This window comes from Halorussus halobius, from assembly GCF_004765805.1.
Lineage (GTDB): Archaea > Halobacteriota > Halobacteria > Halobacteriales > Haladaptataceae > Halorussus > Halorussus halobius.
In genome coordinates this window covers 356990-371551 of sequence record NZ_SBIU01000004.1, presented here as the reverse complement: position 1 = coordinate 371551, position 14562 = coordinate 356990, and the positions used below count along the sequence as shown (strand labels likewise).

At 67.6% G+C, this 14562-nt stretch carries 14 protein-coding genes and 1 tRNA gene; 7 read left to right on the top strand and 8 right to left on the bottom strand.

Features of this window, described 5'->3' with window-relative positions:
- Positions 1-30: 30 nt before the first annotated feature.
- Together EPL03_RS13640 and EPL03_RS13635 are read left to right on the top strand one after the other, a co-directional pair.
- A complete protein-coding gene (locus EPL03_RS13640) occupies positions 31-2154 on the top strand; it encodes a (Fe-S)-binding protein (RefSeq protein ID WP_135829883.1) in 2124 nt (707 codons plus the stop codon).
- 57 nt (positions 2155-2211) lie between these two features.
- Positions 2212-2586, top strand: a complete 375-nt coding sequence (locus tag EPL03_RS13635) for a cupin domain-containing protein (protein ID WP_135829882.1) — start codon at positions 2212-2214, stop codon at positions 2584-2586.
- Positions 2587-2611: 25 nt separating this feature from the next.
- Here EPL03_RS13635 and EPL03_RS20095 read toward each other — a convergent pair whose 3' ends face one another.
- On the bottom strand, positions 2612-2785 hold the full coding sequence (locus tag EPL03_RS20095) for a hypothetical protein (protein WP_168216268.1): 174 nt from the start codon (positions 2783-2785) through the stop codon (positions 2612-2614).
- 760 nt (positions 2786-3545) lie between these two features.
- Here EPL03_RS20095 and EPL03_RS13630 point away from each other — a divergent pair.
- Entirely contained in the window at positions 3546-5600 is a 2055-nt protein-coding gene (locus EPL03_RS13630; protein WP_135829881.1) for a DEAD/DEAH box helicase, read from the top strand.
- Positions 5601-5686: 86 nt separating this feature from the next.
- Complete coding sequence (locus EPL03_RS13625; RefSeq protein WP_135829880.1) at positions 5687-5983, top strand: HalOD1 output domain-containing protein; 297 nt, start codon at positions 5687-5689, stop codon at positions 5981-5983.
- A 235-nt stretch (positions 5984-6218) separates the two neighbouring features.
- Here the strand turns inward: EPL03_RS13625 and EPL03_RS13620 are convergent, their stop codons facing one another.
- Positions 6219-6446, bottom strand: coding sequence for a hypothetical protein (locus tag EPL03_RS13620; protein WP_135829879.1), 228 nt, complete (start codon positions 6444-6446; stop codon positions 6219-6221).
- A 173-nt stretch (positions 6447-6619) separates the two neighbouring features.
- Between EPL03_RS13620 and EPL03_RS13615 the strand changes: the two genes are divergently transcribed.
- Both EPL03_RS13615 and EPL03_RS13610 read left to right on the top strand, forming a co-directional pair.
- Positions 6620-8434, top strand: coding sequence for an SLC13 family permease (locus EPL03_RS13615; protein ID WP_135830012.1), 1815 nt, complete (start codon positions 6620-6622; stop codon positions 8432-8434).
- Between the two features lie 69 nt (positions 8435-8503).
- Positions 8504-8576 (top strand) — tRNA-Pro (locus EPL03_RS13610).
- Between the two features lie 250 nt (positions 8577-8826).
- Here EPL03_RS13610 and EPL03_RS13605 read toward each other — a convergent pair.
- The 6 genes from EPL03_RS13605 to tgtA form a co-directional block, all read right to left on the bottom strand.
- Positions 8827-9546, bottom strand: coding sequence for a DUF192 domain-containing protein (locus EPL03_RS13605; RefSeq protein WP_135829878.1), 720 nt, complete (start codon positions 9544-9546; stop codon positions 8827-8829).
- A 75-nt stretch (positions 9547-9621) separates the two neighbouring features.
- Entirely contained in the window at positions 9622-10116 is a 495-nt protein-coding gene (locus EPL03_RS13600) for a hypothetical protein (protein ID WP_135829877.1), read from the bottom strand.
- A gap of 96 nt (positions 10117-10212) precedes the next feature.
- Positions 10213-10410: a hypothetical protein gene (locus EPL03_RS13595; RefSeq protein WP_135829876.1), complete on the bottom strand. Its 198-nt coding sequence runs from the start codon at positions 10408-10410 to the stop codon at positions 10213-10215.
- A gap of 123 nt (positions 10411-10533) precedes the next feature.
- Positions 10534-12285: an archaeosine synthase subunit alpha gene (gene arcS, locus EPL03_RS13590; RefSeq protein ID WP_135829875.1), complete on the bottom strand. Its 1752-nt coding sequence runs from the start codon at positions 12283-12285 to the stop codon at positions 10534-10536.
- Positions 12286-12340: 55 nt separating this feature from the next.
- Positions 12341-12505 (bottom strand): hypothetical protein, encoded by a 165-nt coding sequence (locus EPL03_RS20090; protein WP_168216267.1) that lies wholly within the window; start codon positions 12503-12505, stop codon positions 12341-12343.
- Positions 12506-12555: 50 nt separating this feature from the next.
- Complete coding sequence (gene tgtA / locus EPL03_RS13585) at positions 12556-14028, bottom strand: tRNA guanosine(15) transglycosylase TgtA (protein ID WP_135829874.1); 1473 nt, start codon at positions 14026-14028, stop codon at positions 12556-12558.
- A gap of 90 nt (positions 14029-14118) precedes the next feature.
- Here tgtA and EPL03_RS13580 point away from each other — a divergent pair, with 90 nt between their 5' ends.
- A complete protein-coding gene (locus EPL03_RS13580) occupies positions 14119-14556 on the top strand; it encodes an FxLYD domain-containing protein (protein WP_135829873.1) in 438 nt (145 codons plus the stop codon).
- Positions 14557-14562 lie beyond the last annotated feature (6 nt).

The window sequence follows — 14562 nt, the reverse complement described above, 5'->3', positions numbered from 1 at the left end:
CTTATGCGAATCCTGTCCGCGGTGTAGGACATGGACTCACTCGTGTTGGCACAGACGGGCAGCGAGGTGACCCGGCCGACGTTCTGGCGCATCGGCCACCTCGGCGAGGCCATCTTCTACTACCTCTCGGCCGTGGCCATCGCGTTCTTCCTGTTCGGCGTCTACGAACGCTTCGCGACCTACGCTCGCGGGACCGACTCGTGGTTCGACCGCCTCGACGACCTGCCCGGTCGGGTCCTCGGAGCCGCGAAGATAGTCTTCACGAACGAGAAGCAGTTCGACCGCGACCTGTACGCGGGCGTGATGCACGCGTTCGTCCTCTGGGGCTTTCTGACGCTGTTCATCGGGACGACCATCCTCGCCATCGACATGGACGTCTGGACGAAGGGGCTCGGTCAGGACTCGTTTTTCGTCGGCAACTTCTACCTGTCGTACTCGCTGGTGATGGACGCGATGGGGCTGCTGTTCGTGGTCGGCGTCGGCATGGCCATCTACCGGCGCTACTGGGTGCGGGAGGGTCGACTCTGGGGCAAACACACCTCGACCGAGGACGACCTGTTCGTCTGGACGCTGTTCCTGCTCGGCGTCGGGGGCTACCTCACCGAGGGCGTGCGCATCCTCGGCACCAGCCAGTTCCGGAACGTCTCGTTCGAGACGGTGAGCTTCGTCGGCTGGTTCGTCCGGGACGTCCTCGAACTCGCGGGGGTCACGCCCGGCATGGCCGAGGCGGCCTACCCCGTCGTCTGGTGGTCACATTCGCTGCTCGCGCTGGCGTTCGTCGCGACGATTCCGTACGCCAAGCCGTTCCACATGATATCGAGTTTCGCCAACGTCGTGACCCGCGACGAGAAGGCGGGCAAGCGCCTGCCCGGAGTTCCGGACGACGCCAGTCCCGAGGAGATAGGCCACGGCTCCATCGAGGACTTCTCGTGGAAGGAACTGCTCGACCACGACGCCTGCACCAAGTGCGGCCGGTGTTCGTCGGTCTGCCCCGCGAAGGCGTCGGGCCGACCGCTCGACCCCCGCGACGTCATCCTCGACCTGAAACAGTACCGCGAGGACCTCGACGCCGGCCGGACCGACGAACAGCCCATCGTCGCCGACGGCGGGACCAGCGTCGTCGACAGCGAGACGATGGAGTCGTGCATGTCCTGCATGGCCTGCATGGACGCCTGCCCGGTCGAAATCGAACACGTCGAGCAGTTCACGGGGATGAACCGCCGACTCACCGAGTCGGGCCAGATGGACGCCAACGTCCAGGACGCGATGATGAACGTGTTCCAGAACGGCAACACGTTCGGCGAACCCGAGCGCAAGCGCCCCGACTGGGCCGACGAGTTGGACTTCGAGGTGCCCGACGCCCGCGAGGAGCCGGTGGAGTATCTGTGGTACGTCGGCGACTACCCGAGTTTCGACGAGCGGAACAGGAAGATAGCCCGGTCGCTCGCCACCATCTTCGAGGCGTCGGGCGTCGACTACGGCATCCTCTACGAGGACGAGCAGACGGCCGGCAACGACGTGCGCCGGGTCGGCGAGGAGGGCCTCTACGAGATGCTGGTCGAGGACAACGCCACGGCGATTCGGGACTGCGAGTACGACAACATCGTCTGCACCGACCCCCACAGCTACAACACGTTCCGGAACGAGTACCCCGAGTTCGACGACTGCGACTGGGACGAGGACGACGTGTTCCACTACACGCAGGTAATCGAGGACCTGTTCCGCGCCGGGCAACTCGGCCTCTCGGGGACCGAACTCGACTACGCCGTCACCTACCACGACCCCTGTCACCTCGGGCGGTACAACGGCGAGTTCGAGGCTCCCCGCGAAATCGTCGCCGGAACCGGCTGCGAGCTCTCGGAGATGCCGCGCAACCGCGAGGACAGCTTCTGCTGTGGCGGCGGGGGCGGCGGCCTCTGGATGGACTTCGACGAGGACCCCAAGCCCAGCGAGGAGCGCCTGCGCGAGGCGCTCGAAGACACCGACGCGGGAAGCCGGGTCGAGAAGTTCGTCGTCGCCTGTCCGATGTGCATGACGATGTACGAGGACGGCCGCAAGACCGGCGGCTTCGAGGACGACCTCGAAATCGTGGACGTGGCGGAACTGCTCGTGGAGGCCATCGGCGAGACAGAGCGCGTCGAGGTCTCGGACTGAGCGGGCGACGTCTCCATCCACCGGTATTACTTTTAGCTCCCCCGCGTAGGTGCGTGCATGAGCCAGCAAATCGAGCCACTGGTCCGGCACAGCGACGACATCGAGTACGAGGACGTGGACGCGGCCGAGGGGATGTCCAAGGGCGTCCTCGTCGACGAGAGCCGGGGCGCGCCCAACTTCGCCATCCGGCGGTTCGAACTCGACCCCGGCGCGGAGGTTCCGGAACACACCAACGAGGTCGAACACGAGCAGTACGTCCTCGCGGGCGAGTACACGGTCGGCATCGGCGACGAGGAGTACACCGTCAGCGAGGGCGACTCGCTGCTCATCCCGGCGGGCGTCGTCCACTGGTACCGCAACGAGGGCGACCAACCGGGCGCGTTCCTCTGTGCGGTGCCCAACGGCGACGACGAGATAGAACTGGTGGAGTAGTCGCTCCCGTTCGGGACCGGTGTCGCTACTCGCGTTCGGGTAGCGAGACGAGCGCCCGGATGTCGGCGGCAATCCACGCGTCGGTGGCCGACTCGTCCTGCAGTCGGACCGTCGGCCGGCCCTCCGCGTCGTCGTCTATCTCCAGCGTCACTCGTTCGTCGAATCGCTCGGGTAACCGCTCGTCCTGTCTCCCCCTCATAGATTGTGGTGCTGTGCGCACGCCCGGCTTACCACGATGCGGTCTTTGTTATTTGCCGGTTGCTCGGGAGTATTGGTGGAATAACGTATCTCTACCTCGGTTATGCCGACGTTAACCGGCGATTCTGGTCGTGGTGTATGGGATCAGGGTGGTTGGAATTGTGCGGTCTGGGGTGCTGTTTGCGGTCGTGGGGCGGTCTGCGGTACTGGGGCGGTCTGCGGTACTGGGGCGGTCTGCGGTACTGGGGCGGTCTGCGGTACTGGGGCGGTCTGCGGTGCGGTACGCACCGGTCGAGGCAGTAGTTAGCCCCTCGTCACCGTCAACTTCTGATTCGGGAGATTTGAGCTAGCTACTGCCTCGACCGATGAGAGACCGCACCGCACAGCACCGCACCCACAACGGCGAGCCTCACGCCGCCCCAGCCTCGGGGCGCACGAGAGCGCCCCTCCACCGGCAGACGGTCCTGCTCGCTTCGCTGCGCGGGCTGCGACTGCCGAGCCTGCGCGCGCGTCGCTTGCGCAGACCTCGCACGCTTGGCGCGCTCACAAGAGAGCGCGCCGTGGGAGACACGCTCCCACGAGCCTCGTCTCACTCCGTTCGACGAGACGCCAGCGCGCGCCGACGTGGAAACGTAACCGTAGCGCGCTGACGACTCTCGCACAGTTCTCTCGCACGACCGACTCACCACGACTCGAATCGCCCGCGACCCCGCATCGCTCGTTCCGAACCGCTCAAATACCGCGAGCTACTACCCGTAGGCGTGTCCAAGCAGGTCCCGCAGGTGGACGTGCTGTTCCTCCACGCGTCGGGCGGCGACTACCTCGCGGTGGTCGACCGCGACGGCGAGCGCGTCTTCCAGGCGAAACTCGAACTCCAGGAGACCAACGCCGGGCCGAGGCCCGGCCGGTTCCGCGTCAAGCGCGGGACCAGCGAGGAGCCACGAGACCCCGACCAGTTCGTCGAAATCGCGCGCAGAGCCGACCGCATCCGCATCTCCCAGCAGACCCGCCCGGACGACCGCGAGGAGCTTCGGGAGATGCTCGACGCCTACCAGCTCGACGCCAAGACCGTCCGGACCTGCCGGTTCTGCGCGTCGAGCGGGCGCTACTCGCCCATCACGAGCGAGACCGCCGTCGACGCCGGCGACGAGCACATCTGCCCCGACTGCGCCAAAGAAGAGCTAGAGCGCGAGCTCTCGTTCCGGGGCGACCTCACCAGCGAGGCCCGCGACCGGCTCGAAGACCTCCTGCTCGAGGTCCAGGACCTCGAACGCATCACCAACCTCCTGAAGGGCCGGCTCGACCCCGACCTCACGAAGTTCGACGAGATAAGCGCCAACGTCGAGGACGTCGAGGACGTGCCGGTCGACTCGCTCGACCTCCATCCCGGCATCCAGAACTTGCTGGAAGACCGGTTCGACGACCTCCTGCCGGTCCAGAGCCTCGCCGTCGAGAACGGCCTGCTCGACGGCCAGGACCAGCTCGTCGTCAGCGCCACCGCCACCGGCAAGACGCTCGTCGGCGAGATGGCCGGCATCGACCGCGTGCTGAACGGGCAGGGTAAGATGCTCTTTCTGGTGCCCCTCGTCGCGCTCGCCAACCAGAAGCACGAGGACTTCGAAGAGGAGTACGGCGACCTCGTGGACGTGACCATCCGGGTCGGCGCGAGCCGGGTCCGGGACGACGGCCACGCGTTCGACCCGAGCGCGGACGTCATCGTCGGCACCTACGAGGGCGTCGACCACGCGCTCCGGACCGGCCGCGACCTGGGCGACGTCGGCACGGTCGTCATCGACGAGGTCCACACGCTCAAGGAGGGCGAGCGCGGCCACCGCCTCGACGGCCTCATCGCGCGACTCAAGCACTACTGCGAGACGCGCGCCCGACGCCGCGAGGGGTACGGCGGTGCCCAGTGGGTGTACCTCTCGGCGACCGTGGGCAACCCCGCTTCGCTCGCGAAATCGCTGGAGGCCAACCTCGTGGAGTTCGAGGAACGGCCCGTCCCGCTCGAACGCCACGTCACCTTCGCCGACGGCGACGAGAAGGTCGACATCGAGAACAAGCTGGTCCGCCGGGAGTTCGACAGCGAGTCCTCGCAGGGCTACCGGGGCCAGACCATCATCTTCACCAACTCCCGGCGGCGGTGCCACGAGATATCCCGCCGGCTCGAATACAGCTCCGCGCCGTACCACGCCGGCCTCGACTACGGCCGCCGGAAGAAGGTCGAGCGCATGTTCGGCGACCAGGACCTCGCGGCGGTCGTGACCACGGCGGCGCTCGCGGCCGGCGTCGACTTCCCGGCCTCGCAGGTGGTGTTCGACACGCTGGCGATGGGCATCGAGTGGCTCTCGGTCCAGGAGTTCCACCAGATGCTCGGCCGGGCGGGCCGCCCGGACTACCACGACCGGGGGAAGGTGTACGTCCTCGTCGAACCCGACGCCGCCTACCACAACAGCATGGAGATGAGCGAGGACGAGGTGGCGTTCAAGCTCCTCAAGGGCGAGATGGAGGACGTCCGGACGCTGTACGACGAGAGCGCGGCGGTCGAGGAGACCCTGGCGAACGTCACGGTCGCGGGCAGCGAGGCCAAGCGGCTCAACGACCGGATGATAGGCGAGGTGCCGACGAAGCACGCGCTCGGAAAACTGCTGGAGTACGAGTTCATCGACGGCCTCGACCCGACCGACCTCGGCCGGGTCGTCACGACCCACTTCCTCGCGCCAGACGAGGCGTTCGAGATACTCGACGGGATTCGGAAGGACCGCCATCCCTACGACGTCGTGGCCGAACTCGAACTCCACGGCGAGGAGGACTGATTCGTTTCCGGCTCGGACCCGCACGCCGCGTTCGTCTGACGCTCGTCTGATGGGTTTTAATACGTGGTAGTATCAAAATACGTATCATGGCGACAGCAGACCGCAACTGGTCGCGGGGGCGAACCGCTTCGGTCCACGAGACGCGCCACGACCCCGACGATTCGGCGGCGCTCAGCGAGACCGTCATCGACGCGGTCGCCGCCGCCGAGGGCGTGGACCCGACCGACTCCGACCTCGAACTGTATCAGGCCGTCGACCTCGAAGCGCTCGACGTGCTGTTCGAGCGCCGGTCGGGCGACGGCCGGTGGCGGTTCGAGTTCTCCATCGACGACCTCCTCGTCGTCGTCGAGGGGGCCGGTACGGTGAGAGTGTACGAGCGGTAACGAGGGTTCCCTACGGTCACGTTCCGGCGAATTGATACTGGTTAGCGATTCTGGCCTGGGGTCGATTTATCCGGCGGAACAGGCGCTAAAGCCTCGCCGTTTACGGCGGAGAAGACATCACTAATATAGTGTATCAAAAGAACGTCGGGCGGGAGTCTGTGGTAGAGGGTGTCGGTGCTGAAGTCCAGCAACCGACAGGCCACTTCTCTGGTCGAGGAAGCGACTGGCCGAATCCTTAGTACTCTTTGAGATTTTTCGCTGTTGCCTGGTGGTCCCGCTTGCTCTTCCCGAGCCCGGACGCGAACATGTCGCTTTGGTCATCCGCCCCAACCATGTTGCCACACCCCGTACACTGCTTTACCTCTTTCCAGTCTTGATTCGGTCCCGGTCCTGCTACAGTGACATTGAAAAGGAAGGTCAAGGTGCTGTTACAGTTATCGAATGGACAGTCAATCTCTGTCATGCCTTCCACCAGTATATCCATGGCGGAAAAACCTTTTGGTGGGTCGAAATCCGATTTCGCGGGGCACCCATCTATCCAGGTCCGCGTCGGAGCAGCCAAGGAGACGTGCTTCCGCATCGTTTTTGTCTTCACCCCGAGTTGTGACCGACGTGGCACTCGCGCTGACGCCGGAGATAGTCGTCGTCTTCGTGATCGTGCTCGCGGCGCTGGTGCTGTTCGCCACCGAGCCGGTGCCCATCGACATCACCGCGCTGGGCATCATGGTGGCGCTGATGGTGCTGGAGCCGTGGACCCGAGTCTCGCCCAGCGAGGGCGTTTCGGGATTCGCCAGCACCGCGACCATCACCGTGCTGGCGATGTTCGTGCTGAGCTACGGCGTCCAGCGCACCGGCGCGGTCCAGATTCTGGGCCGGAAGATAGCCGGGTTCACGCGCGACGACGAGACCCGCCAGCTCGGCGCGACCATCGGCGTGGTCGGCTCGATTTCGGGGTTCATCAACAACACGGCGGCGGTCGCCATCCTGATGCCGATGGTGACCGACCTCGCCCACGAGGGCAAGACCTCGCCGTCGAAGCTGTTGCTCCCGCTGTCGTACGCCTCGATGTTCGGCGGGACGCTCACGCTCATCGGCACCTCGACCAACATCCTCGCCAGCGACCTCGCGGCCCGGCTCGGCCAGCAGAACCCCGCCGAGTTCGGCGAACTCCACGCGTTCTCGATGTTCGAGTTCACCGCGCTCGGAGTGCTGGTCTCGGTCGTCGGCGTGGTGTACCTGATGACCGTCGGGCGATGGCTGACGCCCGCCCGCATCCCGCCCCGCGAGGACCTGACCGCGGAGTTCGGGCTGGAGGAGTACCTGACCGAGGTGGTCGTTCGGGAGGACTCGCCGCTGGTGGGTCGGACGGTCCGGGACGCGGTCGCGGACACCGACCTCGACGTGGACCTCGTCCAGCTCATCCGCGACGGGCGCTCGTTCGCCGAACCCCTCGCCGCCAAGGAGATTCGGGCCGAGGACGTGTTCGCGCTTCGGACCGACCGCGACACGCTGGTCGACCTCATCGACGCCGAGGGACTCGACCTCCTGCCGGAGGTCGAGGTGACCGAGGCCGAGTTGGCGGGCGGGGAGGCGACCGACCGGAGCCTCGTGGAGGTGGTGGTCGCGCCCCGCTCGTCGCTGGTGGGCGAGTCGCTGGCCAGCGCCAACTTCCGGGACCGGTACGACGCCACCGTGCTGGCGCTCCGGCGCGGCCCGGAGTACGTCCGCAAGCGCATGGACCACGCCGAGTTGCAGGTCGGCGACACGCTGCTGGTCCAGGCGACCGCCGACAGCATCTCGCGGCTGAACGTCAACCGCGACTTCATCGTGGCGCAGGAGATAGAGCGCCCCGACTACCGGCAGTCGAAGATTCCACTCGCGGTCGGCATCGTCGCCGGCGTGGTCGCGGTGGCCGCCCTCGACGTGCTGCCCATCATGGTGTCGGCGCTGGCGGGCGCGCTGGTGATGGTCGTCACGGGCGTACTCAAACCGCCGGAGGTGTACGACGCGGTCGAGTGGGACGTCATCTTCCTGCTCGCGGGCGTCATCCCGCTGGGCATCGCGATGGAGCAGACCGGTGCGGCCGACCTCATCGCCGACCTCGTGGTGCTGTCGGCCGACCTCCTGCCGCCGATAGCGGTCCTCGGCCTGTTCTACGTGGTGACGGCGATACTGACCAACGTCGTCAGCAACAACGCCAGCGTGGTCCTGATGATTCCGGTCGCGGCCGAGGCGGCGGCGCAACTCGACGCCAACGCCTTCGCGTTCGTGCTCGCGGTGACGTTCGCGGCCTCGACCGCGTTCATGACGCCCGTGGGCTACCAGACCAACCTGTTCGTCTACGGGCCGGGCGGCTACAAGTTCACCGACTACTTCCGGGTCGGCGCGCCGCTCCAGTTGGCGTTCGCGGTCGTGACGACGCTGGGCATCGCGTACTTCTGGGGCGTGTGAGCGGCCGACGGGAGGGAAGTCGCCACAAACGAAACCCTTTACAGGTCCTCCCGCGCTAGTCACCCCTATGGGACCGTGGGGTAGCTTGGTATCCTTTCGGCCTTGGGTGCCGATAACCCCGGTTCGAATCCGGGCGGTCCCACTTCCGGCGACAAACCAGTGAGCACCGCGTAGCGCGTGCGAACGAGTCCAGCCGCCGGACGTTGACGTTTCTCGGATTCGAGCCCTGCGAGTCGCAGCCCGGAACGGCCGCAGGCCGAACGCTCGGACGCCGATTCGGGTCGACTCCCGGTCGGAGCCGTCGCTGGCGAGTCGACCCGAAAGAATGTACCTCGCGTACCCCTACCCGAGGTGTTCGTGGCGTCACGCCCGTTTCTTAAATGCTTTGTGTTCTAACTCGTCTCGGACACCGCCTCCGGCCCGGCTTCGGGCGTGGTGCCGTCGAACACGAGTTCCGAGCCGGGGCCGACGCCGGTCCGGTTGGCGAACCCGCGTTCGAGTTCCACCACGTACGTCGCGTCGCCCTCGCTGCTGTAGCGGTCGACCGCCGAGTCGGGCGCGTGGGGCTGGGGTTGGGCGTGCTCGACGTTCAACACGGTGCCGTTCGGCGCGACGAAGATGATGTCGAGCGGGACGTAGGTGTTCTTCATCCAGAACGTCCGGGGCGCGGCGTCGTCGTAGACGAACACCATCCCGGTCCGGTGGGGAAGCGACTGGCGGTACATCAGCCCCTGCCGGCGCTCGTCGGGTTCGTCGGCGACCAGCAGCGACACCGCGACGTTCGGACACCCGTCGACGAGGAACGTCGCGGTCACGTTCTCGTCGGCGTCGGTGGTCGCGGGAAGCGTCGTGGTCGCCGTCCCCGCGCTCGTCTCCCGCGCGTCGTCGGCGGTCGCTTCGGTTCGAGTCTCGGCCGGCGCTCGTCCGCAGTCGGCGGTCGTGGTCGGCTCGTCGGTCGAGGTCCTGTCCGCGCTCCCGTCGGTCAGCGTCGTCGCCTGCGCGGTCGGCGCTTCCGTCGTGGTCTCGGCCTGTCCCCCGCCGCTGACGGTGACGCCGCCGAGACAGCCGCCGAGTAGCACCGTCCCCACCAGCAACAGGGCGTACGGCTTCATGCGGAGAGGGTACGCCTCGTGCGACCAAAAAGGTGGCCGGCCGAAGAGCGAGTCGCGCGCCGGTCGCTCTCGCGTTCACCGGCCGACGTCGTACCGGAGCGGCGTCGAGTACGGCAGAACGGGCACGTCGAACGTGTCGGCGAGCGTGGCGAGCGTACCGTCGAACGTGAACAGGAAGACGGCCACGTCTCGGTTGCGGTTCTCTCGGGCGAGTGCGAGGACGAGCGCGGCTTCCGGGAAGTTGCACGCCATCTTCGGCCGGTTCTCGATGACTTCGGTTGCCGCCTCGAACACGTCTTTCGGCGTCCGCGACTGGCGGGTGTCGCTCCAGTCGTCGCTTCCGTGAAGGACGCGAAGGTCCGAGCGCTGGAGACGGTCGTAGAGGTCGGCTACCGAATCGGAAGAGCCGTCGTATCGAACCTTCGTGAAGACCTCTACGAGTTGGTACGTACTCGTAGTGAACGCCGCCCGACGACGTCCGAGGGTTCGCAGACGGTCGAGTACGTCTTCGTGTAGCTCGGACCGGACGTTACTGAACCACGCGAGTAGTGCTTCCTTCCCGAGAAACACGACAACGTGGCCTCGGCCGGACGGGAGCAAAACGTCGTCGGGATGTTCCACTACTGGCCCGTCACTCCGTGAACGAGACGCCGAACTCACGGCCGCTCACTCCTCGTCACTCGCCAGACGAATACGTTCGCCGTCGAAGAGCGGGTCTGGCCGGTCGACCCCGAAGTCGTCAGCTTCCAACTCCGGCAGTTCGTCGGAGTCCTCGTAGATGAACGCCTTCACCACCGGGGAGAGGTCTTCGTCGGCGGGATGAGGATTCTCCTTCGTGTACTGTGGGTCCTCGTCAGTTGCCACGGACGACCCTCCTCGTCGGTGAACTGTCCCCTATTCTACTAAAAACTGACGCGGGGGCCACGGGTGCGAGTCCGTTCCGAGTCACGGGCCTGTCTCGCCCCGCCTTCGGATGTACAACTACGGTTACTTCTCCTCGACGTGGCGGACCGAGGTGGCGATGCCGCGCGTGCTCTCGACCATCTCCGGGCCGGACATCTCCGCGCGGCCGACCGCGAACGCGCTCGGCCCCTCGATGACCACTTCGTCGCCCACCCGGACGTCCTCGGAGGCGTCCACGACGCCCGGCGCGAGCACGCTCCCGTGGGGCGCGAAGTCGTCGATCTCGACCCGCTTGGTCGGGGCGTCGGATTCGACCCACCGGCGCGCGCCGGCGAGCGTGAACGAGAGGACGCCGTACTGGGGCACCATCGCGGCGAGTTGCTCGCCCTCGCCGTCCCGGACCCGAAGTTTGGGATAGCGGCTCTCGGTCCGAACGTCCTCGAACAGGGCGTCGCCCGCGCCCTCGCCGAACTGGTAGTCGGCGATGGCCCGCACCGTGTTGTGCTGGCGCTCGCGCTTGCCGTACTTGAGTTCGCCCTCCAGCGCGGCCGCGAGGTTGCCCAGCGACTCGGTCGCGGTGGGGTGGCCCTCGACGGTGTACTCGAACTCCACGCCGAGGTCGGCCTCGACGCGCTCGCACACGTCCCGATACCCCTCGTCGGGGACGTGAGCGACGACCCGAGGGTAGTCGTTTCGTTCCAGATAGCGCCGAAGGACCGACGCGACGAACTCCTTCTCGTCCTCCGACCAGCGCCCCGTGACGACGGCGTCGTAGTGCTGGGCGGGGTAGGTGAGTTCGAGTTCCTGGGGCACCACGCCGATGGGCGAGGTCATCGAGACGGTGTGGCCCCGGAACTGGACGGCGTCGTGGAACTGGCCGTGGCTCTGGGACTCGCTGTACGGTTTCTTGGCCGAGCAGGGCACCAGCACGAGCGGGTTGTCGAACCGGTTTTCGTACCGGGTCGTGACCCGGTCGGCGAACCGCTGTATCTCGACCCGGCGCAGGGTGTCCTCGGTCGCGGCGGCGAGTTCGGCGTCCCGCAGGACGGGCGTGCGCTCTTCCACGTAGCTCCACTGCTGGTCGAACTCCCGGACAGCGGCGGTGAGCCACTGGTCGTGGCGGGCCTGTCCCTCGACGTAGTCCCGGAGGCGACCCTGCCGGATTCGCTCGCGGACGACGCCGAGTTCCGCGCGGAGCGCGTTCACGTTGTGTTCGGCGCAGTCCTCGCGAGTGAACTCCGCGAGGGGCGTTCGGCACGCCGGACAGGCACACGGGAGTTCCGAGAGGTCGTCGAGGTAGTGGGTGCCCTCGGTGGTGAGGTACTTGCCCTGGGTCCCCGCGACCACGGCGCGGTCCTCGTCCACGAGGTCGACGCCGGCGTAGACGAGGACGGCGACGTTGGCGGGCGTCGCCACGCCCGGCAGGTAGAGCGCGCTGTCGGCCAGAATCTTCTCGCGGGTTTCGATAATCGCGTCCTTGAACCCCGCTCCGTGGCCGACGACCCCCTGCGCGCCCGAGAGGACGTAGGCGTCCGCGCCGTAGTCGTCGGCGGTCTCGGGCGCGACCACGGCCGCGCTCGGGTAGTCGACGTCCGGGTACTCGACCGCGAAGGAGTCCATCACTTCCTCGTCGGTGCCGCTCGGGAACCCCCGGTGGGGCAGGACTGTCAGCCGGGTCTCGTCGCCCTCGGGCACCTCGCGGTCGGCCGTCCAGAGGCTCCCCGCGTCGGCGAGCAAGTCGTCCACGACCGCGGGCGTGGTCACCGACTCGGAAAGTCGCAACTCGGCGACCCGGGCCGGGCCGTCGCGGTGGTGGACCTCGAAGTAGTCGGTCATACCCTCCGGTCGGGGACCGAGGGGCAACTATCTTGCGAGACGAGCCGCGACCGCCTCAGTCCCGGCGGCCGAGGAAGTGGCTGTTCTCGGCGTGGCCCCTGCCGAACTCGCGGAGCCAGCCCGCGCCGTCGGCCAGTCGCCGGTAGGCTCGTCGGAGTACCGAGTCCGCGCCGTCGGCGGAATCGGCGTCGTCGGGTCGGTCCTCGCGGGAGTCCGCCATGCGAGAACCGACGGAATCTCGGCGCTTAAATCCCGGCGTCGAGTCGGTCCTCACCCGCTCAGGTCCACCACGTCCACGCGCTCGGGCACCGCCGCGAGCGCCGCCTCGGGCCAGCCGCGATGGGCCAGCGTGAACTCGGTCTCGGGATTGGCCGCCGCGAGCCGGGCCACGCCCTCGGCGGCCGCCCGGTAGCCCTCCGCGTCCATCCGGTCGGGTACCTCGGCAGTCAGGGGATAGGTCTCCGAGAGGTCCCGGGGGAAGGGACCGAACGGCGCGCGGACGTTCCACGACTCGTCGTAGCGGTCGCTCGGGCCGCCCTCCGTGAGCAGAACCTCGTCGCCCGGCGAGAGCGCGAGGCGGTCGAGACGGTCGTGGTGGCGGACGACCTCGGGCCGGCGGGCGCTCTCGCCCGAGAGGTAGAAGAACGCGCCCTTCGACGCGGAATCCTCGCGTTCGAGCAGGTCGGCGTGGTCGAGGAGCGCCCGATACCCGTCGAGCATCGCGGGGTGAGCGCGGGCGCGGGTCTCCACGAGTTCGAGCAGGTTCCCGGCGCGGAGCGCCTGCTTGACCGTCCGCATCTCGCGGAACGTGACGTGGAGGTTGTGTTCGGCCAGCAGTTCCTCGCGCTCGCGGTCGCCCAGTTCGCGGAGTTCGGCGGGCGTGTGGTCGGCACAGACGGGACACGAGCAGGGGAAGTAGTCGAGGTCGTCGAGCTGTTCGGTGCCCCGGACCGTGAGGTAGCGGTCGTCGCGGGCGTACAGCGCGTACGCCGCCGAGTCGAACAGGTCACACCCCATCGCGACCGCGAGCGCGAACATCATCGGGTGGCCCGCGCCGAACAGGTGGACAGGCGCGTCCCGGCCGAGGCCGCGCTTGGCCCCGGCCACCACGTCCACCACGTCGCCGTACCGGTAGTCGTTCATCAACGGGACGACCGCGCCGACCGGGAACACGTCGAGGTCGGTGGCGTCGGCGTGGCGGCCGGCCGACTCGCGCAGGTCGGGGTAGGTCGACCCCTGCACGGGCGCGTTGACCAGCATCTCGCCGGTGTCGACGCCCTCGGCGACCGCGAGGCGGTCCTGGGTCGTGGCGAGTTCGTCCTCGGCGCGCTCGCGGTCGACGTCCGGCGGCGTGGGCACGTCGACCGGCGTCCCGACGTCGCTCCCGATATCGCGCTGGAATTCGAGGATTTCCGGCGTCGTGACGTCGATCTCGCCGTACTCGGCGAGCTGGAACGACCCCGAGTCGGTCACGATGACCCCGTCGAACTCGAGCACGTCGTGGAGGCCCCGCTCGAGCGCTTCCTCGCGGTAGTCGTCGCTGCCGTAGAAGACGTAGGAGTTGGTGATGAGAATCTCCGCGCCGAACGCCGATTGCATCCGGGACGGTTCTATCGTCCTGACGTGCGGATTGATGACCGGCATGAGCGCCGGCGTCTCGACGGTCACGCCGGCGCGGGGAACCGTCAGTTCCCCGATGCGGCCGAGCGCGTCCTGGTCGCGTATCTCGAAGTGGTCGCCCATTGGCGCGGAGTAGCCCGAGGACGGGGGTAAGGGTTCCGTTCGTCGGGCGCTCTCGAAACGGTTATCCCCGGAGAGTCCGACCCCGCGACCATGCGACGACGCGCCCTCCTCGCGGTCGTCGGGTCGGCCGCCCTCGCCGGTTGTGGCGGCCGGTCGGACGGCCCCTCGACCCCCGAAACCGAGACGACGACCGACGCCGAAACGACCGCACGAGCGACCGAGACCACCGTCACCGACGACCCCGCGCTCGAAGTCGGCGACCACGAACTCGTCCGCTCGAACGAGGGGTCGGCGAGCGAACTCGCCTCCGTGGTCGGCACGGTCCGCAATTCCACCGACGAGACGGTCGCCGAGGCGACGGCCACCGCGACCTTCGAGGGCGGCGGCGAGACGCTCGACAGCGCGAGCGCGGACGTCTCGGACCTCGCGCCCGGCGGGTCGTGGTCGTTCGAACTGGTCTTCCCCGGCAGCGGCGAGGACGCCCGCGCAGTCACGGACTACGCGCTCGACGTCGAAGTCGGCGACTGACTACTC